The 23,456-nt window shown below is 41.6% G+C and carries 19 protein-coding genes; 10 read left to right on the forward strand and 9 right to left on the reverse strand.

All coding sequences use genetic code 11. The features are described from left to right. The first annotated feature begins 397 nt into the window (after nucleotides 1–397). Nucleotides 398–529 carry a DUF3149 domain-containing protein gene (locus AAEY94_RS02990; RefSeq protein ID WP_101086224.1) on the forward strand — a complete coding sequence of 44 codons (132 nt, stop codon included), beginning with the start codon at nucleotides 398–400 and terminating at the stop codon, nucleotides 527–529. Between the two features lie 168 nt (nucleotides 530–697). Here the strand turns inward: AAEY94_RS02990 and AAEY94_RS02995 are convergent, their stop codons facing one another. Then, entirely contained in the window at nucleotides 698–1,309 is a 612-nt protein-coding gene (locus AAEY94_RS02995) for a superinfection exclusion B family protein (RefSeq protein ID WP_101086225.1), read from the reverse strand. 228 nt (nucleotides 1,310–1,537) lie between these two features. Between AAEY94_RS02995 and AAEY94_RS03000 the strand changes: the two genes are divergently transcribed. Beyond that, nucleotides 1,538–3,118 (forward strand): sensor histidine kinase, encoded by a 1,581-nt coding sequence (locus AAEY94_RS03000; protein WP_350977141.1) that lies wholly within the window; start codon nucleotides 1,538–1,540, stop codon nucleotides 3,116–3,118. A gap of 22 nt (nucleotides 3,119–3,140) precedes the next feature. Here AAEY94_RS03000 and tcdA read toward each other — a convergent pair whose 3' ends face one another. Next, nucleotides 3,141–3,944, reverse strand: coding sequence for a tRNA cyclic N6-threonylcarbamoyladenosine(37) synthase TcdA (tcdA, locus tag AAEY94_RS03005; protein ID WP_350977143.1), 804 nt, complete (start codon nucleotides 3,942–3,944; stop codon nucleotides 3,141–3,143). Between the two features lie 808 nt (nucleotides 3,945–4,752). On the opposite strand from tcdA, the gene AAEY94_RS03010 reads away from it, so the two are divergent. Further along, complete coding sequence (locus AAEY94_RS03010; protein WP_101086227.1) at nucleotides 4,753–5,796, forward strand: porin; 1,044 nt, start codon at nucleotides 4,753–4,755, stop codon at nucleotides 5,794–5,796. Nucleotides 5,797–5,990: 194 nt separating this feature from the next. Here the strand turns inward: AAEY94_RS03010 and AAEY94_RS03015 are convergent, their stop codons facing one another. The 4 genes from AAEY94_RS03015 to AAEY94_RS03030 all read right to left on the reverse strand — a co-directional run bounded on the left by AAEY94_RS03015 (nucleotide 5,991) and on the right by AAEY94_RS03030 (nucleotide 9,643). Next, nucleotides 5,991–6,308: a putative quinol monooxygenase gene (locus tag AAEY94_RS03015; protein WP_101086228.1), complete on the reverse strand. Its 318-nt coding sequence runs from the start codon at nucleotides 6,306–6,308 to the stop codon at nucleotides 5,991–5,993. Nucleotides 6,309–6,404: 96 nt separating this feature from the next. Beyond that, a complete protein-coding gene (locus AAEY94_RS03020; RefSeq protein WP_101086229.1) occupies nucleotides 6,405–6,869 on the reverse strand; it encodes a GNAT family N-acetyltransferase in 465 nt (154 codons plus the stop codon). A gap of 46 nt (nucleotides 6,870–6,915) precedes the next feature. After that, complete coding sequence (locus AAEY94_RS03025; RefSeq protein WP_101086332.1) at nucleotides 6,916–8,502, reverse strand: DHA2 family efflux MFS transporter permease subunit; 1,587 nt, start codon at nucleotides 8,500–8,502, stop codon at nucleotides 6,916–6,918. Between the two features lie 46 nt (nucleotides 8,503–8,548). Beyond that, on the reverse strand, nucleotides 8,549–9,643 hold the full coding sequence (locus AAEY94_RS03030; protein ID WP_350977149.1) for an HlyD family secretion protein: 1,095 nt from the start codon (nucleotides 9,641–9,643) through the stop codon (nucleotides 8,549–8,551). Between the two features lie 96 nt (nucleotides 9,644–9,739). Between AAEY94_RS03030 and AAEY94_RS03035 the strand changes: the two genes are divergently transcribed. Continuing rightward, nucleotides 9,740–10,678 (forward strand): LysR family transcriptional regulator, encoded by a 939-nt coding sequence (locus AAEY94_RS03035; protein WP_101086231.1) that lies wholly within the window; start codon nucleotides 9,740–9,742, stop codon nucleotides 10,676–10,678. A 270-nt stretch (nucleotides 10,679–10,948) separates the two neighbouring features. Further along, a complete protein-coding gene (locus AAEY94_RS03040) occupies nucleotides 10,949–11,071 on the forward strand; it encodes a hypothetical protein (protein WP_011635985.1) in 123 nt (40 codons plus the stop codon). A gap of 142 nt (nucleotides 11,072–11,213) precedes the next feature. On the opposite strand, the gene AAEY94_RS03045 is transcribed toward AAEY94_RS03040, so the two are convergent. Further along, the gene (locus AAEY94_RS03045; RefSeq protein ID WP_350977153.1) at nucleotides 11,214–14,387 is read right to left on the reverse strand and encodes a TonB-dependent receptor; all 3,174 of its coding nucleotides are present in this window, start codon (nucleotides 14,385–14,387) and stop codon (nucleotides 11,214–11,216) included. Nucleotides 14,388–14,673: 286 nt separating this feature from the next. On the opposite strand from AAEY94_RS03045, the gene AAEY94_RS03050 reads away from it, so the two are divergent. Beyond that, nucleotides 14,674–15,480 carry a S1/P1 nuclease gene (locus AAEY94_RS03050; protein ID WP_335690521.1) on the forward strand — a complete coding sequence of 269 codons (807 nt, stop codon included), beginning with the start codon at nucleotides 14,674–14,676 and terminating at the stop codon, nucleotides 15,478–15,480. Nucleotides 15,481–15,676: 196 nt separating this feature from the next. Here the strand turns inward: AAEY94_RS03050 and AAEY94_RS03055 are convergent, their stop codons facing one another. Continuing rightward, nucleotides 15,677–17,218 (reverse strand): SO_0444 family Cu/Zn efflux transporter, encoded by a 1,542-nt coding sequence (locus AAEY94_RS03055; protein WP_350977157.1) that lies wholly within the window; start codon nucleotides 17,216–17,218, stop codon nucleotides 15,677–15,679. A 2-nt stretch (nucleotides 17,219–17,220) separates the two neighbouring features. Beyond that, a complete protein-coding gene (zntR, locus tag AAEY94_RS03060) occupies nucleotides 17,221–17,682 on the reverse strand; it encodes a Zn(2+)-responsive transcriptional regulator (RefSeq protein ID WP_162022231.1) in 462 nt (153 codons plus the stop codon). A 307-nt stretch (nucleotides 17,683–17,989) separates the two neighbouring features. Here zntR and purH point away from each other — a divergent pair, with 307 nt between their 5' ends. The 4 genes from purH (at nucleotide 17,990) to nhaC (ending at nucleotide 23,434) form a co-directional block, all read left to right on the forward strand. Beyond that, on the forward strand, nucleotides 17,990–19,579 hold the full coding sequence (gene purH / locus AAEY94_RS03065) for a bifunctional phosphoribosylaminoimidazolecarboxamide formyltransferase/IMP cyclohydrolase (protein ID WP_059747534.1): 1,590 nt from the start codon (nucleotides 17,990–17,992) through the stop codon (nucleotides 19,577–19,579). A 219-nt stretch (nucleotides 19,580–19,798) separates the two neighbouring features. After that, complete coding sequence (purD, locus tag AAEY94_RS03070) at nucleotides 19,799–21,100, forward strand: phosphoribosylamine--glycine ligase (protein ID WP_350977161.1); 1,302 nt, start codon at nucleotides 19,799–19,801, stop codon at nucleotides 21,098–21,100. Nucleotides 21,101–21,356: 256 nt separating this feature from the next. Further along, the gene (locus AAEY94_RS03075) at nucleotides 21,357–21,575 is read left to right on the forward strand and encodes a hypothetical protein (RefSeq protein WP_192115397.1); all 219 of its coding nucleotides are present in this window, start codon (nucleotides 21,357–21,359) and stop codon (nucleotides 21,573–21,575) included. Nucleotides 21,576–21,934: 359 nt separating this feature from the next. Then, nucleotides 21,935–23,434, forward strand: coding sequence for a Na+/H+ antiporter NhaC (gene nhaC / locus AAEY94_RS03080; protein WP_350977164.1), 1,500 nt, complete (start codon nucleotides 21,935–21,937; stop codon nucleotides 23,432–23,434). Nucleotides 23,435–23,456: the final 22 nt, after the last annotated feature.

Here is a 23,456-nt window from a genome sequence, read left to right on the forward strand (position 1 = left end):
GTATACCAATTTCATCACTCAGGCAAAGACTTAGTAGCTATGTTAGCTTTGCAAAGTAATCTGAGAAATCCAAATATCTTTGCAAAACAACACTCGTAATTTAATCCTAACCAAACAATACTTTTCGTAACAATCATTGTCACGATTAAGTGCTGGCGATTATACCGTTGCATTTAATAATGGCAAGCCCTTTACCTATTATTTTCTATAAAAAACACTCAATTGGTCAAAAGTCATTCATCACCCTCTATTGAGATGGATAGTGTTTTTTTGTGAGCTAATTGGCAATTTTACACTAAGTTAACATCATGACGGCTGAAGATTGATCAAGATCAGTATAACGACGTTATTTTGACTTTATGATGATCACGTCTTCACAACCTAAAGGATAAATATCATGGCATTTTGGTTAGATTTAATGTTTGGTAACGCAATAGGATTACTTTCTATGATGGTAATTTTTTGCACCTTTGGAATAATGTCTTATCTAATGTGGATGTTTATTGTGAAGTCTGCACCTACTAAGTGAGTCTCTTAATAGGTTAAGTTTTTTACTGCTTATTATTCATATCCAATATGGATACTTCCTTGTGAATGATACATTGGCGACAAAACACATGATGTGTTTTTATGCCAGAATGGGGGCTTTATACGCCCCCATCTTTTTTATTCATCTACAGCACTATTTTCCGCGCTATTACACTGCATGCTTACGTGATTGAATCAATCCATTAATAAAATGTGGTCGCGTTTTAATCAGGTAACTCATTTCTTCTGCACTGGGTTCACCCGCTGGTAAACGGAGTACATCACGATTTAAATAATTACGTGCTTGCATCGAAATTTTGTATTCAGCCGTTGGCCCTTGAATCGCATAGTGACGCTCGTTTCCAAGCATTTCAAGTATGCTGGTATTAACTAAATTTTTAACCGCTAATTCATTTTGTGGCAAGGTTAAAATAGTTTGTCCTTGTAAAAAGAATTCCCGTAGCAAGGCTCTTTCAGCAGGGTCCAGTAGTTTCACTTTTGCGTCAATAGTTTCTACGGTACGTTTTTGACGTAAATATACGATGGCCTCATCGACGACAAAGGCAAAAATCTGGCTTAAAAAATATGCCACTCCCATAATCAACCCTAAGCCAATAAACTGACCATATTGATTAACGAGTTGGTCTAACGATAAAAACGCCAATAAATCTTTAGGCGCAAACAATAAACTAGCACATGTTACAATAAGCCATGACATAGAACTTACGAACAAACGCTTACTATTCAATAACTTTATTGAACCTACTTTCATTTTCATCATAGCTTACCCGCAGTGTCAGATTTTTGAGCTTACTAAGGCAAAGCAAAATATATGCCAGAAAAAATAATTGATTAGCTGATATTTATTTATTTTTTCATACTATATATGGCCTATCAGGCTATGCTTGAACCAAGGTATGTAACCCAAACTAACACTGGCGAAATGCATTGTAGAATAAATACTTTCATCGGTAGATCCTCCCTATTTATAAATCACAATGAAGAAACTATGCTGATATCCATAAAACAGTTACTGCGAAGTCCAATAGCTCGAAAACTGACGCTTTCTATCGTGATCTTTAGTTCTTTAATTACCCTCGTGACGACGGCTTATCAGCTCGTAAGTGATTATCAAAGTGATGTAAGTAGAATTGATCGCGTTTTTTCGAATATAGAAGCGGTAAATTTAGAAGTGCTGGCAGCCAGTATATGGGTAATAGATGAACATTTAATCGACACGCAGCTCCGTGGTTTAAGTCAATTACCTGACATAAACTATATTTCTATCCGTGATGACACTAATCAAGAATGGCACTTTGGTGAATATAAGAAAACGGCTGTTATTGAGAAACAATACCCATTAATTTATACCAATAATGAACATATTCCTGTTGGGACACTCATCGTACAAGCTGATCTAAATGTCATATATGATCGTTTGTATGATAAAGCAATACTGATTTTATTATCCAACGCGATCAAAACCTTCTTAGTGGCTGGCTTTATCTTGCTTCTGGTGTGGTTCAATGTGACCAAACATCTTCGTCAACTAAGCCAATATTGCGATGATATTAGCTTAGACCACGACTTTACACCTTTGGATTTTAATCGTAAGCCGCAACATGATGAATTCAGTTTGGTAGCCGATGCGGTTAATACCATGCAACGGCAAATAAGAGGCTCTTATCAAGCATTGCACCAATCAAAAATCGATCTTCAGCACGCACTTGAAGATCGCGATCGCTTACTGCTATTAGAACGCAGCTATAAAGATGAGCTCGCGCGCCAGGTAAAAGAACAAACCAGAGAACTTGAACAATCATTGCAAATGTTAAAACGAACACAACAAGTTCTCGTTGAAAAAGAAAAAATGGCGGCACTAGGTGGGTTAGTTTCCGGCGTAGCTCATGAAATTAATACTCCTATCGGTATTTGCTTAACGGCTGCCAGCTCGCAATTGTCTCACATAGAAGAGTTGATCAAATTAATCCATAGCGATGATGCCACTTTAGAACAAATTAATGGGATTTTAGAGCAATACCAACAAAGCAGTCAGTTAATCGTCAGTAATATCACTCGTGCCAGTTATTTGATCCAACAATTTAAATCTATTGCCGCAGAACAAAGCCACGAGAAAAACACCGTCTTTAATTTGAGCAATCTATTACGTGATATTACTGATTCAACATTAATGATATTTTCACCGCAAGACGTCGAAATAACCACCAGTTTGGATAAGCAGTTGCAACTTAATAATAATGCCAGTTTATTAAGCCAAGCTATCACTAATGTGGTATCAAATGCCTTTTTGCATGCGTTTAAGGATGTTTCGCAAGCGAAAATCCACATCAATGTCGTTGCTGAGCCAGACAGTATTCAAATCGAAATTCAAAATAATGGCGCGGTTATTCCTAATGACATCGTCGAACATATTTTCGAACCCTTCTTCACCACAGCTCGTCACAAAGGAGGAGTAGGTTTAGGGCTCGCGGCAGCGTTTAACGCGGTGACTCAGCTCAAGGGTAATATCTGTTATGTTGCTACGTCACCACTAGGTGGGCCAATGTTCGTGATTAGTGTGCCGAGATAACCGACAAATTTACACAACAATGTTAAGCGGGTTTAGCGGCTAATTTAGTCAGCACACGACTAACCGCAACAAACGCAAACGTTCCCGTTACCATAGTAATGGCGCCAAAACCGGAGGCGCAATCCATTCGCATACTGCCTTCTGCATTTTCTTTAGTGTTGCATACACTGCCATCAGCTTGAGGATAGACGAGATGTTGGGTCGAAAACACCGCATCTACAGCAAAACGGCGCTGAATATTTTTAGTGAAATTGTAATCTTTACGTAATATGTTGCGCACTTTTGCCAATAATGGATCTTGTACTGTTTTAGCCAAATCAGTCACTTGAATTAAAGTCGGATCGGTTTGTCCGCCAGCACCACCTATGGTCACTAGCGGAATTTTATTACGCTTGCACCAAGCGATTAAACCTGCTTTAGGCTTTACAGCATCAATACAGTCAACCACATAATCAATATTGCCACCTTGTGAGGCCGGCTTAAAATACTCAGCAAGATTATCTAAGGTAATAAAATCTTCTACTTCATTAACCACACACTCTGGGTTAATTTCGCCAATGCGTTTTGCCATAACCTCAACTTTTGATTGGCCAATAGTCGAAATTAATGCATGTATTTGGCGATTGGTGTTGGTAACACAAATATCATCTAAATCAATTAGCGTAATCTGCCCTATCCCACTTCTTGCTAATGCTTCGGCAACCCATGTGCCTACACCGCCAATACCAACAACCACAACATGGGCTTGCGAAAAAGTCTTTAGTGCGGCTTGACCATACAAACGGCCAACACCAGCAAAACGATGAGTATAAGATTCTGACAACATGGGTTACGCCCTAATTAACGACTATTTTCGCGGCCAATTTTATATGATTTATCCTCAAAGCTAAACGTTTGTCACGATTCACTCTAGATGAATTTAGTTAAGGATGCGTTTTGGTTTAATAACAAGCACCACATGCTCGTATTTATAGCGAGTAATTCTGCTCACTCGTTTTGGTATATGAGATATAAAATATGGGATATTGGATGTGGGATAAAGTAATAAAATCGGTTTATTGCAGCTTAACAGATCAAACTGGCCGGAGGATTAACACGTCAATAGTGTACCTATATCTATGGTAAACCATACCATCTAGATAGCAGGATAAAGAGCCGTTTGATAGCAATCTATTACTCAGCAGAGGCAGATTGAGCTAAATGTCTTTATGTCCTAGCGTCAATGTGTCCTATCACAACAAACATTAAAATATGCTTAATTTATAACCTTATTAGACTAAAGATATAAAAATTAACATCGAATATTCACAATGATTAAATTAACATGGGCTAACATACATTTCTGCAACTTTTTATGGTTGTGCGCTAGCCTATTTTTAATCGAATAGGAACATCCCTAAAGAGGTAGATCCACGCCATATGGTGATTTTTTTATACAAATGGTCGCAGTTATCACAGATTTATACACAAAATTTCAAGTAGGCCTTGTTTATTTGATCTAGGCCACACTCTGAAGGTATCAAATCTGTAAAAATCTGCACCAGATTGTTACAGAATTGAATCTGCGACAAACTTCACTAACTAAAACCATGAAAAATGGAATATAGAACATAACGTTCTAGGGAGCATGAAAGATGAAAAAAACCTTAATCTCTGCATCGGTAGCATCTGTACTTACATTAGTTTCTTTCGCTACACTTGCTGAAGGCCCAAGTTTCTATGGTCGTTTAGATTTAGCCGTGACTAATTCTGATAAAGGCGCAACAACTCAAAATGGTAAAGAAGGCACAGTATTAGAAAACAACTTTTCTAACTTAGGCGTAAAAGGTAGCGAAAAATTTGGTAACGGTATTGAACTGTTATACCAAATGGAATTCCAAGTTGAAAATACCACTCAAACTGAAGGCAAAAATGGCAGTGACGAAGTTGTATTTAAAGCGCGTAACACATTCTTAGGTTTAAAAAGTGACGCAGGTACAGTGTTAATCGGCCGTAACGATACTGTATTTAAACAGTCTGAAGGTGGCATTGATTTATTTGGTAACTTCAACGCAGATATCGATCGTATGATTGGTGGCCAGTTACGTAAAGCTGACGGTATTTGGTACTATTCACCAGTGATTGGTGGCTTAGTTACATTAAACGCAACTTATTTAATGGAAGACAACTACACAGATGATGCTGGTAAAGAATCATATGATGATCAATATGCATTAAGTGCAACTATTGGTGATAAAGGCCTTAAAGCACAACCTTACTATGTCGCTGCAGCTTATAATACTATTGGTGGTATTGATGCTTATCGTGGTGTGGCACAAGTTAAGCTAGGTGAGTTCAAGCTTGGTGGTTTATACCAAAACACTGAAAGCCAAACATCTGATCAAGAAGGTGATTCTTTCTTCCTTAACGTATCTTACAACCTAAACGGCGTAAACTTAAAAGCTGAATACGGTCAAGATGAAGCTGGTTTTGGTAGCTACTACAAAAATATTAAAGAAGCGACTGGTACTGACGTAAACATCACTCAAATTACTGTGGGTGCTGATTACCGTATCTCTAAGTCAACCTTAGTTTATGGTCACTATGCTATGTATGAAGGCGACCATAAAGTGGGTACAGCTACTGTTGATTTAGAAGATGACAACATCTTCACTGTCGGTGCTCGTTACGACTTCTAATCATTCTGATATAAAAGCTTCGGCTTAACAGTATAAATGATTAAAAATGCCAATCTGTTTAGATTGGCATTTTTGTATCTGTAATCTAATGTTGAGCTCTAACGCTTCAAATCTAATCGTGACATCCAGCTCTTGAAATTACAGCACTTGAAATGACAGCTATCGAAATTGCCGCACTTAACAGCAACCGCCAATTAAGCAATCACTTGATTAAACACTTCAACATGATGTGACTCAACCAACTCAGGCATTACATTGTGGAAATAATGCTCAATAGCATCTTTAGCGCAATGCTGATCAAACGCAGCACGATCGACAAACTTTTCCACAAAGGCAACTTTGTTGTCGTCATCAATACTGACATTCAATTCATAACGAATACAGCCAGATTCACGACGAGTATCAGGGATCAAGCTTGCCAATACCGCCACTAACTCATCACGTTTTCCTGCTTTCGCCACAAATTGAGCGACACACACAATTTGCTGGGTATTAATTACATAATCTGACATCGTTTTTCCTTAATAAAATCTACCCAAATCCAAAGAAATAGCGGCTTAACGCAGAGTTGATTATATTATCTCTGAATCCAACGCTACTCATACCAATTAGCTATTATAGATTAACAACATATCAAGATGCTCAATGCCGTCTTCAAGGTACACATCTGAATTGACAATAAAGCCAAGTTGTTGATAAAAATGACGTAAATAATCTTGTGCCCCAATCTGAATATTGTCTGTTGGCCAATGCCGTTTTGCAATGGCTATGGCACTTTGCATTAATTGATTGGCCACGCCCTGACCACGGGCAGATTTTGCAACAGCAACACGGCCAATACTCGCTTGAGGGTAACTAATATCGGGCGCTAACACGCGGCTATAAGCCTCTATATCACCCTGTTCATTCACTCCCAATAAGTGCCTGGTTTGCGGATGTTTATCTTTACCGTCTAATTCAGGATAAGGACAATTTTGTTCAACCACAAAGACATCTACACGCAATTGCAATAAGCCATAAAGCTGCTCTAAAGACAGCTCAGTAAAACCAACATCTAGCCACGTTAATGTCATCTCTCACCTTAATTTATTGCTATCAATTAAGATAATACTAACATGATTAATGCATTTCATTAGGCTGATCTGAATCACTTTTCGCCACGGGTTTACGGATCAATAAAACCGCAACAACTGCAATCAATAGAAAACATGCCATGATAAGAAACACATCATTATAGGCTTGAATATATGCCTGCTGTGACATGTTTTTAGCTAGTAAAGCATAGGCTTGTGAGTTAGCACTCACCGCATCAGAACCCGCAATTTGCAGTATCGAACTGGTATGCTGAATATAGTTATAAGCTTGGGCACTGACTGCTGGCAACGTCTCTTTAATATGGGCCAAATGAACTCGAGCTAAATTATCGGTTAACGTTGCCACCAGCGCGATACCAAAAGCCCCACCTAAATTACGCATCACATTGAGCACTGTCGATGCCGAGGCATTTTCATGTGCTTGAAGATGCATTGTCGCCAAAATACCAATAGGCACTAAAATAAACGGCTGTCCTAACGCTCGTACTATTTGCGAAGCAATCATTTGATCGCCAGCGTAATCCATGGTCATATGGCTATTCATATAATAACTGGTCGCAAATAAAGCAAACCCAAGTGCAGCCAAATATCGCGGATCAAACTTCTGCATTAATTTAGGCACTAATGGCAGTACCAGCAACTGCGGAAAGCCCATCCACATAATCACTTCACCAATTTCTAGCGGGGTATAATCATGAATTTGTGATAAATACAGCGGGATCATATAAATCGCCCCAAATAGGGCCATCCCCAGTAAGAAATACGCCACCGTAGATAAGGCAAAGTCTCGCTGAGCAAGCAGACGAATATTCACTAATGGCTGAGCTTTACGTAACTGGATCCAAATAAACAAGCTGATATTGATCGCGGCAATAATGGCGAGGTTACGAATAAGATCAGAGCCAAACCAGTCTTTACGGTTGCCCTCTTCTAGCACAACTTCTAAACAGCCCATACCCAACGCCATGGTGACAATGCCTGAATAATCGGCGTCTTTTAACTTATCCCAAATGATTGGTTTGCGCTCTAAACCATAAGCTAACATCGCCATCACTAATAAGCCTGGTGGAACATTGATATAGAATAAATAATGCCAGCTAAACTGTTCGGTTAGCCAACCACCTAGCGTCGGCCCAATGGAAGGGGCAAATGTTGCGGTTACCCCAAACAAAGCCATACCCATGGCGCGTTTATTGTCGGGTAAAAACTCAAGAATTAATCGAAATGCTAACGGAATTAATGCCCCGCCAAAAAATCCCTGCAAGGCACGAAAAGCGATCATTGACTCAAGGTTCCAAGACATTGAGCACAATATAGAGGCCACAATAAAGGCAGCGGTAGTCCACAGTAAATAACGGCGAGTCGATAACCCAGTACTTAACCAACCAGATAAAGGAATGGCAATCATTTCAGCCACTAAATAAGCGGTAGCAATCCAACTGCCTTCTTCTAAAGTGGCGCCTAAACTACCTTGAATTTCTTTCATCGACGCATTGGTGATTTGAATATCCAAAATAGCCATAAAGGCACCGATTAAGCCGCCCGCAACAGCTATCCAAGAACGTTTGCTACCGCGCTGATACCCCGTCGGTTTATCACTCACAGTACTCATAGGGCCGACTGTTGATACATCTGCCTCAGTGGCTGACTGGCTCATATTAATGCCCTGCAGTCACAGACATTGCTTGACCAGCTGTTGCCTTAGCGAGTTCGTGAGATTGGGTTGCAGACTCAGTATCGACTTCAACCACAGCGCTTAATCCTGGTAAAATACGCCCAATAGCAGATGAGGGTTGATCACGTTCAAGACGAATACGCACCGGAATACGTTGAACAATTTTGGTAAAGTTACCGGTCGCATTCTCTGCGGGTAACAAGCTAAATTTAGAACCCGATGCAGGTGCTAAACTGTCGATAAATCCGCTAAACACATCATCAGGATAAGCATCTAAACTCACCTTAACGGCTTGTCCGGCTTGCATGTGCTCAATTTGAGTTTCTTTAAAGTTAGCCGTAATCCACACTTGTGCATCTGGCACTAAGCTAAACAATGCTTGCCCTGGTTGAACATACTGGCCCACCATTGCACCACGCTTACCTATAATCCCTGCAAAAGGTGCAGTAACACGTGTATCCACCAATTGAATATTAGCCAACTCGACACTGGCCATTGCCTGATCGACATCCGCTTGTACTTGTAATAATTGCGCATTAAATACCGACAATTCACGCTGTTTAGCCACTAATGCGGCTTGCGCCTCATCGACATGAGCCGATGCTGAATCGAAACCTGCCTGAAGTTGGTCAACATCATTTTGTGAACTGTAATTACTGATTTTTAATTTCTGTGAACGCTTCAATTGTTGTTGCGCAATTAACTGCTCTGACTGTGAAGCCACAACGGTAGCCTTCGCTTGATTAATTAATGCCTGTTGTAAATCAACCTTTGCCGCTAGAGTTTGCAAGTTTGCTTGGATACTCGCTAACACAGCTTTGCTTTGAGCCAGCTTGGCAACAAATTGGCTGTCTTCCAATTGAGCCAGCAGTTCACCTTTGTTGACGTGTTGATTATCAACCACAGCAGATTGCACAATATAGCCGGGAACTTTTACACTGATATTGGAAATATCAGCCTCAACATACGCATTGTCCGTTGACTCGATATATCGAACTTGTGACCACCAATAAACGCCTGCAACAACTAACACAACGATAATACCTGGCACTAACACTAACCGCTTATTGATAGACATATTTGACTCCTAATTTATTCTGCTCTAGTTTACTACTGTTTCCTTAAGTTTATTAGATAGTAAAAATTCAACCCACTGTTTCACAGGTGTAACAATATGGATCTCAATCGCGTTCAAATATTCTCGCAAGTCGTAGAACAAGGTAGTTTTACCGGTGCAGCCAGAGCACTGGGAATAACCAAAGCCACTGTGAGTCGTAAAATCGCAGATCTAGAAGCCGATGCCGGTGTGCAATTACTGTTTCGCACCACAAGGTCATTGAAACTCACTGAAGCGGGTTCAAGTTATTACCATCGCATTAGTAAAATTCTACAAGATTTACAAAATGCCGAAGATCTTCTCAGTGCGAGCCAGCAAGACATCAAAGGCAATTTAAAAGTGATTTGCCCTATCGAGCTAGGACAATTATTTTTAGGTCGTATTCTTGCGCGGTTTCTGGCGGCTTACCCTAATATCACCATCGATGCAGAACTGACTAACCGTAAAATTGATGTGATTGAAGAAGGGGTCGATTTTCTATTTCAAATTACCGAACAACGTGATCCTAAGCTGCAAAGCTACTCGTTAGTCACCGCTAGCCGGTTGTTAATGGCAAGTCCAAATTACCTTAAGCGTCATGGCACACCACAAATACCGCAAGATTTAATGTTCCACACCGCAATTAAGTTACAGTCGGCCCACATTGATGGTGGCTGGCGTATTTTTGATGGCAGCCAATGGCTTGATCTCGATCCCCCTGCACAGCTAAAAGTCAATAATGTCACCTTTGCCCGAGAGGCTGCTATTGAAGGTCTAGGCATTACTGCGGTACCGGTTTTTATTGCACAAGAAGCCATCGACAGTAAGCAACTGATACCGATATTAGAAGACTTTCCAATGATGCAAACCAAGGTCACCCTGAGTTTTCCACAGCGCGTATATTTACCCCGTAAATACCGAGTGTTTGTAGAGTTTTTATACGCCGCCTTGTTTGAGCATTGGGGCGAAGGTGTACTTGAGATCCCCGATTTTGTCCAACAAAGCAATCATAATTAAAGATGAGTTTTTAAGCACAAAATAATCTATAGAATAAATAGATATTTTTAACTGACTAGGTGCTAGTATCAACTTAATAAGGTGATTAATTTAGATCATAGAGGTAAGTTCTCGCACATCATTAATTCGCAATATCAATGATAAGTTTGGTTCAGTAAATTGTTCAAAGGCTAAGTAAGTACTAAGTGGCTGATTCATTAGCACCTTCGATACTAACAACAAAAATTACCATTTATTAGTTACGCATTATGCGTGCTAGGAGTCATACAAATGAGCAAAGAACGTAATAATTCAAAAGAAGCGAAGAAAAAGCCGGCATTATCTTTAAAAGAGAAACGTGCGGTTAAGCAGTCGAAAAATTCACCTGAAAATTTTGCCAGTAAAATCAAATAATTTATACGTCGTTTAGCGAATAAATAGCTTGATGTAACCATATTGAGCACATAAAAATACCGAGCTAATTGCTCGGTATTTTTGTTTGGAACCTATTGATTAGCACTCTAGATACAGCACCAGCACTCTACTTAACAAAGTATTAGAACTTGTACTTCACGCCCACTTTAAGCTGCCAAGCTGATTTGTTGATGTCATAAGTATCGTAATTGTTAGTCTCAATACCATCTTGGCCAAATGGAACAGAATAAGTATAAACTCCCGTCGCCGCATTGTAGTCATGATCAACCAACTTAGCGCTGTTAAAGCTTTGGTATTCAACCACGCCCCAATCTTCATTAACTAGGTTAAGTACGTTTTTGATATCGAAGTATAAAATACCTTTATGCTCGTCAGTAAACCCTGGTAATTCTTGCGTAAAGCGGAAGTCTAGCTGATGTATCCATGGTTGGTTGTCGGTGCCTTTTGGTGCTATACCACCGGCATATTGGCCTAAACCTATTTCATCAATTGCCGCTTTAAACTCCTCATAAGTTAATCCACCAGCATACTCAACATTAGCATCATCAGCACCTGTTGGAATGTAAGGTAGATAATATGATGCGCCAGCAAACTTGCTTTGGTCACCTAAATTGCCATCACGATATGAACCTAGTGTCCACGTTAATGGGTTACCTTCACGCGCTTCGTAGAATAAGTTAAAGCTAGAGTTGTAGCCTGCAACAAACTCTACGTCATAACCCAAGCTAAAGGTGAAGCGATGCGGTGTTTCATAATAGCCAGTGCCCATAGTGGTGCCATTACGATCATATTGTACTGGGGTATATTGATAGTTAGACGTTGCAGTAGACGACGAGCCTTGGTTGCCTTCTTCAACTGAGTTATAAGCATAACCTGCACGCATGCTAAGGCCCATATCCCACTCTTTGGCAATCGACAAACTTAACGTCTTACTGGAGCCATCATCTTCAGCATTGGTTAACATGAGGTCATAACGCTCGGTATTACCACCAGCACCATTATTTGCTAATGGGTCCCAGGTTTCATAAACCACACGGCCAGTGGCATCGGTTTTCACTTGGCGACGGGCTAAATCAACCCATGCTAAGTCGTTTTCTTTTTGAATGTATAAAAATTCACCACCCACAAACCAATTATCACCTAAGGCACCTAAATCCCACGTACTGTCAAAACCAATACTTGCACGCCAGTCTGAAGGCAACTCAAAGTTAGGGTCGATGGCATTAACATTACCGTCGCCACCCACTAAACCCGCTTGAGCATCTGCTGGAACATTGCCAAAATCTGGAGTGCCCCATGCTGGGTTCCAACCTTCGTTATAGCTTAATAAGCTGTTGCCATCGTTTGAAAAGCTATTTGAAATCCAAACAGATGGTGAGCCACCACTGTAACGGCCTACACCACCGTATAAGGTCACATCATCACTTAATAAGTATTTAAGCCCTACACGAGGTAACCAAATATCTTGGCCATCTAAGGTTTCGTTGTTAGCAAACCCATATCGATTAACAAAGTTTTCATTAATGGCTGGAGTATCTGACATGCTAATGGTTTCATAACGCATACCGAACGTGAGCTCTAAATCGGCCGTAATATCCCATGAGTCTTCAACAAATAATGCCAAGGTGTCCATGTTAAAACTGGCACTCACATCATTTGGATTACCCGAAGCCGCATTTTGATAACGGAAACTATCGACGGCGCCTGCCGCTAAGTTATCAATAGAATCAAACTCCCAATTGCCCAACACATCTTGAGCAAATAAGTTGAATATTTCAACGCTATTGTACTGAGCACCAAAGCCAATATCGTGGTCGCCTAGGTAATAATCACCCACAAAACGTAGCTCAAGATTTTGGTTATTTAATTCATTTGCTTGGCGAGAACTGTCAGTGCCAAAAATGACTTTGTCACCTGACTTTTCGAAGGTTTGTACCGACACCATACCTATGCCTAAATCATCAATGGTTTTCGATTTAGTGGTGGTATCTTTGTAAGCGATTTTGATTTCAGTACTAAAATCGTCAGTCCAATCGCTGTATAAGTTGGCCGCGTAGGTTTCTAAAGTTTCTTCTTTGTCATACCAAGTGCTCGATAATTTTAATAACGAATCACCTGATGACATGTTGTTGGTTACATTACCTATGGTCGATTGATAAGTAAAACTGGCACGGTGTTGGTCGTTAATATTCCAATCCACTTTAGCTAAGATTTTTTCATCTTTTTCTTGTGGTGAGGTGGTGTAACCGCCAATGCTATCAAGACCATATATAGACTGAGCAATTTGTTCTATTCGAATTAGATCTTCTGAAGTCACATCTGACTCATTGGCAAAACCAGCGCCCTTTGGCCCCCACTCTGCCGACTTTGGTGCATCAAAGTTTTCATATGAGCCAAAGAAAAACAAAGTGTCTTTAATCAGAGGAAAACCAACCGTGCCGCCGAATGTGGTTTCTTCAAAATCTTGAGTTAAGGTGTCACCAGAGTCCTGGTCTTTACCATCACCCGCCATGCTGTCGTTAGTGGTTTCCCAAAAAACAGTCCCGGATAAATCATTGGTGCCCGACTTAGTTACTGCATTAATTTGTGCGCCGGTAAAACCACCACTACGAGCAGAGTAAGGCGATACGTTAAGCGCTACACTCTCCACTGCATCGATAGAAATAGGTGAACGCTGAGTTGGGTAGCCATTTGAATTAAGTCCAAAATCATCGTTTTGAGAAATACCGTCTACCACAAAAGTGTTAAAACGTGGGTTCATGCCCGCCACGCTCATTGAAATACCGTCGGTACCCACAACAGCCATTGGGTTTTGGCGCAACACATCTTTTAAATCACGGCTAATACCGGGTGCGTTAGCGATATCTTGCTCACCAAAGTCACTGTTACCGCCGGCGCTGCGATGAAAGCTTGTACTGCCAACGACACCAACACGCTCCATCGTAGAAGTGGCTTCTAGTGTGCGGTTAAAACGGAATGTTTCGCCTAATCCTAAGTAGACATTGTCTTCAACTGTGTCAGCAAACACATCAGAATCGACTTTAATAATGTAAGGACCACCGACACGTAAACCGCGGGCAGTAAATTGCCCATTAGCAGAAACAGGAACTTCGGTAACGGTACCGGTAGGCTGATGGATAATAGTAATTTTTGCATCAGTAACAGCATTACCAGCAGGACCTATAATCTGACCACGAATATCTGATGCGGTATCTGCCGCCATTGCAGGTAAAGCAATTCCCATAGCAAAACATGTCGCGAGCGCGAGACGACTGATTTTATGATTAAGCAACATTTCAAACCCCTGAATATTTTTATATTTTAATGTTTAGTTACCCGTTTATCGGGCTTAGTAAATCAATAGAGCAAAAACTTCAGGGCGAAGTCTAAGGACGATATGTTGCATTTTAATGTCATTTTTAAACGAAAAAATTAACCGCAAAACAACTTTTGAGTAACACATAAATGTCATATTGTTGCTATATAGTCGCGACTCAAGTCTGTGTCATGTAACAATAATTTCATACGCTGGCACATTAAAAACGCTGTTATTGCCTTAACAACAATGAATTGGAAGTTTTATGAAATCGTCTGTTTTACTGAATAACATGTTATTGCTAGTGGGCAGTGTATTGTTCACCTTAACGTTCAGCCTACCTGCCAAAGCATTTGGTCAATTAGGCCACAGAATTGTAGGCAAAATCGCGCAAGCCAATTTATCCCCGACAGCTCAACAGAAAATAAACCAACTGACAGGTGGCGAAAGCTTAGCGCAAATGTCAACTTGGGCTGATGAAATCCGCTCCGACAACACTTGGGATCGCGCTGCGCCATGGCATTACATTTCAATTGAAGACGATGAGTCGTGGAAAACGGTTAAGCGCAATGCTGATGGCGATATCATCGAAAGTTTGCAACGATTTGAAAAAATATTAGTAAACCCTAAAGCCAGCCAACAAGAGAAATGGCAAGCATTGGCATTTTACGTACATTTTGTCGGCGACATTCATCAACCACTACATGTGGGTCACAGCCATGATAAAGGTGGAAATACAATTAAACTCAAGTGGTTTGGTGAGCACACAAATTTGCATACTGTGTGGGACAGCAAACTAATTGAACAGCAGCAGTTAAGCTTTACAGAGTACAGTGATTTTTTAACGCGTATTAGCGAACAACAACGCAAAATGTGGAGTGGTCAAAGCTATTATCAATGGGCTGATGAGTCGAAAGCATTAAGGCAAAGGGCTTACCAGCTCGAACAGAATTATCAAGGTGAAGACGATTTACGTTTTAACTATGTATTTACCCATAAACCCATTATCGAGCAGCGATTGCAGCAAGCTGGCATTAGATTGGCTGAAAAACTCAACGCTATTTTTAACTAGCACTTTTCTGACTAGCGTTATTGCTTACCAGTACTCGTTTCGACTAACACTATATTGTGAATTAATAATGTTTTAGCCTAATAAAAAGCCAGTGATATTTATCACTGGCTTTTTATGTGCTTAATTCGCGATGGTTAACAAGCTTTAGCTAACACGCTTTAGTTAACTCGCTATGGTTAACATTTGGTTTAACTTATTACGAGCAACAACCTTTCTCTTTATTGCCTTTTGGGATCATGTCCCACAATACTTTGGCCATTAACACCGCTAGCACGATACCAGAAACCGCCACTACACCTTGAGGTAATAAGGCATGCTCTTCACCAATCTGCGGCATCACTTCAAAACCAAAGGTATCAACTAGATAATTGACCAATACACCAAATACTAACGCCACACCGATAACACCACCTAGATAGCCATATAATGCACGCTTACCTAGCTCTTTAGTTACCACACCTAAAGTTGCAATGTTGGTCGCAGGGCCTGCCATCATAAAGACTAGTACAGCACCTGGTGATACTCCAGCTAATAGCAATCCTGCAGCAATGGGGGTTGAAGCGGTGGCACAGATATACATTGGGATCGACACGAGGACCATCACTAACATCGCCAGAATGCCATCACCCCACTTAACCAAAAAGTCAGCCGGCACATAAGTCTGCACGATGGCGGCAAAAAATAACCCGACTAATAACCACAAGGTGGTGTCTTTGACTAAATCTGTGGCTGCGTAATGCAAACCCGATAACACACGGCTAAATACACTGTTGTGTTTCAACTCTGTTGCCATATCTTGAGTCGATGCGCAGCAACTGGCTTCATCACTACTTTCACTTGGTACCTGGCTTAGCGATTTCGAGGCGCAACAACTGCTTGTTGCTGCCACTTCAGCTTGCACCTCAGGTTTGCTACTGCAACAGCTTGATGCAACCGTTTTAGCTTTTGTCTCATCTTTTACATCGTCTTTTACATCGTCTTTTACATCGTCTTTTAACGTAGTACTGCAACACGCTGAGGATGTAGATTCAATTGGTTTATCTGCAGTTTTACTGCCACAACAACTCTGCTTTGCTTCTGTAGTATTAGTTGAAAATGTACGCGCTGGCGTCATCGGGCTTAATACAGACTCATGCTTAACGGGTTCCGACTTAATCGCAGTCATTTTTACGCTAGCATTTTGCATTGTACCCGCGGTTGTTTTACATGTTGATGTCGCTTCAGAGCTGGCGTCTGAGCTAGCAGTTGATTTAGCTGCGCAGCATGATGATACCGGCTTGGCACTCGCTGATGAATCAGTGGCTGTTTTCGCTTTAGCAGATGTTGACGCAGGAATACCATCATCGTCATCACGGCCCACTAATAAACCCGCCACTATCGCACTGGTAATCGCCGCAATCGGGCGCACAATCGCCATAAAAGGCCCGAGTAAAACATAGGATACGGTAATTGAGTCAACGCCAGTTTCTGGGGTAGACACTAAAAAAGAGGTTGTCGCGGCTTTTGAGGCGCCAGCTCGACGCAAACCTACTGCTGCCGGAATAACGCCACACGAACACAAAGGTAAAGGCGCACCTAATAATGCCGCCTTCACCACCGTTTTCATTCCATGACCGCCGAGTTGCTTTTGCATCCATGCCATCGGCACAAATACTTTTAACAAACCTGCCAGCACTAAGCCCAGTAACAACCAAGGGGCAGACTCTAAAAATAAATGAAGGAAATTGGTCAATAACATACTTAATCCTTATGACCCAAATTAGCAAAATGATGATGTTCTTTTTTAGCAATAATATGCTTGTCTGACGACTCTAACGCTTCGAGTATCGAGCAATGCTCGGCGCTATCTGGGCCACCACAACAGGTATTTGATAAACTTTTTAGCGATGTCGCAAAATGTTGTAGCTCAGCTAATTTAGTTTCTACTTGCTCAAGCTTAGTATCGACTAAACCTTTAACATCGGCACAGGCTCTATTAGACTTATCAACCTCAATAGATAGCAAATCGGCGATATCCTTAAGTGAGAAACCCACCGCTTTGGCACGTAAAATAAATTTAAGTCGTTCGGAGTCGCTGTGGTTATACAACCGATATCCGGCATCAGATCGGCTTGATGGCGACAGCAAACCATGTTTTTCGTAAAATCGTAATGTGTCAGCTTTGATGTCATACAAGGCTGAAAGTTCGCCTATTCGATACATATGTTAATTCACCATCGTCATCTGAATTTTACCTGAGTATAAACCTTGGAGTTTAATCCAAGGTCAAGGGTTATTGGGTGATTATTTTTGCGTACCTTTGTTCTTATTTCAATATTGTGAAATCACACAGAAAAAACACCCAATAGAAGCGGTTTACGATAAAATACGCCCGCCTGATCACAACACAGTAAGCCTCGACGGTGTTAAGCAATCTAAAAAACACTATGAGGGACTTTGGTAAAGCAGACTTTAATTGACTCTGTTTTACTAAAGCTCCTTAAAATCAAACTAGCGGACCTGTACCTACATGAATAATGTCAGACCAATTCGTCGCGCGCTATTAAGCGTATCAGATAAAACTGGAATCCTTGAGTTTGCACAAGCGCTGCATGCACAAGGTGTTGAACTCTTGTCTACGGGCGGTACTGCAAAGTTACTTGCAGACAATAATATCCCGGTAATGGAAGTGTCTGACTACACGGGTCACCCAGAAATTATGGATGGTCGTGTTAAAACCCTGCACCCAAAAATTCACGGTGGCATTCTTGCTCGCCGCGGCATTGACGAAATCGTCATGGAACAAAACGCCATTAAGCCAATCGATTTGGTTGCGGTTAACTTGTATCCATTTGCTGAAACCGTTGCCAAACCAGGCTGCACCTTAGCGGACGCTGTTGAGAACATCGACATTGGCGGCCCAACAATGGTGCGTTCAACCGCTAAAAACCACAAAGACACTACGATTGTGGTTAATGCAAAAGATTACAGCCGCGTGATTGCAGAAATGCAAGCCAACAACGGCAGCACCACCTTAGAAACGCGTTTTGACTTAGCCATTGCAGCCTTTGAACATACCGCTGCTTATGACGGCATGATCGCCAACTACTTCGGTACTATGGTGCCTGCGCACAGTAACGACGAATGTCATGACGATTCAACGTTCCCACGTACTTTCAACAGTCAGTTTGTCAAAAAACAAGACTTACGTTACGGTGAAAACAGCCATCAAAAAGCGGCGTTTTATGTCGACACGCAAATTGATGAAGCGTCTGTTGCCAGCGCGATTCAGCTACAAGGTAAGGCGTTGTCTTACAACAATATCGCCGACACAGATTCAGCACTTGAATGCGTTAAAGAATTTGAAGGCCCTGCCTGCGTTATCGTTAAGCACGCCAACCCTTGCGGTGTGGCATTAGGCGCTAACTTATTAGAAGCTTACGACCGCGCATTTAAAACCGACCCAACATCAGCGTTTGGCGGCATCATTGCCTTTAACCAAGAGTTAGATGCACAAACGGCGCAAGCCATTGTTGACCGCCAGTTTGTTGAAGTCATCATTGCCCCTAAAGTGAGCCAAGCCGCACGCGCCATCATTGCCGCTAAAGCAAACGTGCGTTTACTAGAATGTGGTGAGTGGAATACAAAAACAACTTCACTTGATTACAAACGCGTTAATGGTGGCTTGTTAATACAAGATCGCGATCAAGGCATGGTGAACCTAGAAGACGTTAAAGTCGTGTCTAAGCGTCAACCAACGGCTGAACAGTTAAAAGACTTAATGTTCTGCTGGAAAGTGGCTAAGTTTGTTAAATCTAACGCCATTGTTTACGCCAAAGACGGCATGACTATCGGTGTCGGTGCTGGCCAAATGAGCCGCGTATATTCAGCTAAAATAGCGGGAATAAAAGCTGCCGATGAAGGCCTAGTGGTTGAAAATTCAGTCATGGCATCTGATGCATTTTTCCCATTCAGAGATGGTATCGACGCCGCAGCAGCAGCAGGTATTAGCTGTATCATCCAACCAGGTGGTTCTATTCGCGATGAAGAAATCATCGCCGCAGCAGACGAGCACGGTATGGCAATGGTATTTACTGGCATGCGTCACTTCCGCCACTAATAAACGCTAATATCAAATATGGGTATCGCTTATCAAGCGTGTTTTTGCTAAATGCTTTTGCAAAAATAGATAACAAGCGATACTTTTTAAATTTTGTTTAAACGAATTAGAGCATAGCTATTTTTTCTAGTTCAATGAAAGCACGCGCAGCTTATAAGTATAAGTGAGCATGCTTGAAGCAGAAATAGAGAACATAGCGCAGCTATAAAAGGATTAAAGATGCAGGTACTTATAATTGGTGGTGGCGGTCGTGAACATGCTCTAGCTTGGAAAGCGGCTCAGTCTGCTCAAGTAACAAAAGTGTTTGTTGCACCCGGTAATGCTGGTACGTCTTTAGAACCTAAGTTAGAAAACGTTGCGATTGATGTCGAACAAATTGACGCACTTGTGGCCTTTGCCAAAGATAACGCCATAGCGATAACCATCGTCGGCCCAGAAGTGCCATTATCGCTAGGCGTAGTTGATGCCTTTAATGCAGCAGGTTTAGCCATTTTTGGCCCAACCAAAGGCGCGGCTCAGCTTGAATCTTCAAAAGCTTTTACTAAAGACTTTTTAGCGCGCCACAACATTCCTACTGCTGACTACTCAAACTTCACTGAGATTGCACCGGCTAAAGCTTATGCGGCAATATTAACCGCTAAAACGGGTTTCCCTGTCGTGATTAAAGCCGATGGCTTAGCAGCGGGTAAAGGTGTCATCATCGCAGCTAACCAAGTAGAAGCCGATGCAGCCATTGATGACATGCTCGCGGGCAATAAGTTTGGTGATGCCGGTTCACGCGTAGTGATTGAAGAGTTTTTAAAAGGCGAAGAAGCCAGCTTTATCGTGATGGTAGACGGCAAAAACATTCTTGCTATGGCCACCAGCCAAGACCATAAAGCTCGTGACAATGCTGACCAAGGTCCTAACACCGGCGGAATGGGTGCATACTCACCAGCTCCTGTGGTAACACAAGCAATACACGACTGGACTATCGCCAATGTTATTCGCCCAACGGTTGATGGTATGGCGGCTGAAGGTAATGTTTATACTGGATTTTTATATGCAGGGTTAATGATTGCTCCTGATGGTAGCGCCAAAGTGCTTGAATACAACTGCCGTTTTGGTGATCCTGAAACCCAACCAATTATGATGCGCTTGCAGTCAGATATTGTTGAGCTTTGCTTAGCTGCGACTCGTGGTGAGTTAGATAAAGTCACTGCAGAATTTGATCCTCGTGCAGCTGTTGGGGTAGTCATGGCTGCTGGCGGTTATCCTGACGCGTACAACAAAGGCGACGTTATTGACGGCTTAACCCTTGGCGACACTAACGGTAAAGTGTTCCATGCGGGTACTAGCATGAAAGACGGCCATGTTGTCACTAACGGCGGCCGCGTATTGTGCGCCACCGCATTAGGCAACACAGTGACTGAAGCACAGCAATCAGCTTATGCATTAGTAGATGCCATTCATTGGGATGACGTGTACTTCCGTACTGATATTGCTTATCGCGCTATTGCTCGTGAACAAGCTAAAAGCTAATAGTACATTGGATTTAGTTCGTTGAAAAATCCCTGTGATGGCAACAACATCACAGGGATTTTTTATATCCGCTTGTAATGCGGAAGATTAATTACTGTTTACATTATCCATAACCCGCAATTTTTATGATTTAGATCACAAAAACGACTCTGTTCAAGGCGCAAGCTAGTAACTGAAAGGGAGTGTGATTACCTTTGCTGTTATTCAAACTCCTGCACTTTAGCTAACGTACTCGTAATGATTATTGGAGGATTAAATGAGAGTTAATACCAGCGACCTAATTTATCAAGGTGAAAAATCAGGCGTGCATAATTGGAATACCTTCTCGGGCAACTCTTTCTATTGGCATCCAGATTGGTTACATATTGCAGAAGATATGACAGGCCATAAAGCTCTAGAAAAAATTGATATTACTGAAGGTGAAGCCACTAAAACTGATGCCGAAAATGCCATCTTAAAACATTTAAATAAATAACTTGCTTAATATTGCCATTAATAGCCATAAACTGCGTATCTAAATCTATCAAATCTGCACGTTTTCATGAGGATATCGCTGGTCCCACCAGATATCCTCAGCGGCTATTTATTCACATTAACCGACCTATTTGACATATATAACCACACAAAGTAATTAACCAAGCATACTACTCAAAAGCTGCAGCAATCTGCCCATCTATAAATTATTACTCAAGCCTAACAATGTTCGACTTAACAGGCATTTTTATGTCAGGATGTGCTTCTGTTACAAATAAGTTACTAACTTATTATAATAACACTTAGCCAACTCACACGAATGAGATATTGGTCAAAAATAATAACAACAAAGGAAGTAGTATGTCTCAATCGGCGTCGTTCAAACCGTCTTCATCGGAGCACAAGCAACCCAGCTTACTTGATGCACTAATCCCCGTTTTTGCCCTGATTCTTATGCTGGCGGCAGCGGTTTATCTGTTTTCATCGGATAGCTCATCAGGCGCCAATCAAATCGCATTAGTGTTAGCGGCATGTATTGCAATGATCATCGGTTATAAAAATGGCTATAGCTGGAATCAAATGGAACGCGGTATCGTCAAAAGTATTGGGGTTGCGACGGGCGCATTATTAATTTTATTTAGTGTGGGTTCACTGATTGGTACGTGGATTTTAGCCGGTACAGTGCCGACGATGATTTATTATGGTATGCAAATCCTTAACCCAGACTACTTTTATACTGCCTGCTGTTTATTGTGTGCGGTGGTTGCACTGAGTATTGGTAGCTCGTGGACCGTTGCAGGCACCTTAGGTATTGCCTTAGTGGGTATTTCGTCAGCAATGGGGCTAGACGTTAACATTACTGCCGGCGCTATTATTAGTGGCGCGTATTTTGGCGACAAAATGTCACCAATGTCTGATACCACAAACCTTGCCCCTGCGGTTGCGGGTACTGATATTTTCAGCCATATCCGCCACATGACATGGACCACTGTACCCAGCATTATCATCGCCCTCATTGGGTTTACTTTTTTAGGCCTTACAGCAGATGCGGTGCCGATTGAAAATCAACTCGTAGATACGTTGGCTTTATTGGATAAGACCTACAGCCCAGGAATACATTTATTGATCCCATTATTAGTGGTGTTGTATTTAGCTAACCGCAAAATGCCAGCGTTTCCAACGGTCATATTAGGTACGTTAGCTGGCGCGGTGTGCGCAGCATTATTTCAGTTTGATAACGTGATTGCCTTTGTACACGACGACACATTATTGCCAATGGTCGCGCTAGTGAAAGGTTTATGGATAGCCATGTTTGACGGCTATGTCGCCAACACAGGCGATGAAGTATTAGATAATTTATTAAGCCGTGGTGGCATGAGCAGCATGGTAACAACCGTTTGGCTTATTCTTTGTGCGATGGCATTTGGCGGCGTGATGGAAGTCACCGGATTATTAAACCGTATTTTAGAAAGTATTCTTACCGTCGTCACCGGCACGGCCAGCTTGATTATTACCACCCTGGGCGTGTGTATTGGCGCGAACATTATTACTGCCGATCAATACATTGCCATAGTACTGCCAGGCAGAATGTTAAAGGTGGAATACACCCGCCGTAAATTAGCAGCTGTTAATTTAAGCCGCGCGCTAGAAGACTCAGCAACCGTAACCAGTCCGTTAGTACCCTGGAATACCTGTGGTGCCTTTATGGCAAGTACACTTGGCGTAGCCACTATCGCTTACTTGCCCTACGCCTTCTTTAACTTAGTCTGTCCGTTTATTAGTGCATCTTATGCTTATTTCAATTTCAAAATTGAGCCATTAGACGCAACTAGGATCAGCACTGGCGAAGTCGTTGGTTAACTCAAAAGTCGTCTATTAACCT

Origin of the sequence: Shewanella sp. AC34-MNA-CIBAN-0136 (genome assembly GCF_040309945.1) — a bacterium.
Classification (GTDB): Bacteria; Pseudomonadota; Gammaproteobacteria; order Enterobacterales; family Shewanellaceae; genus Shewanella.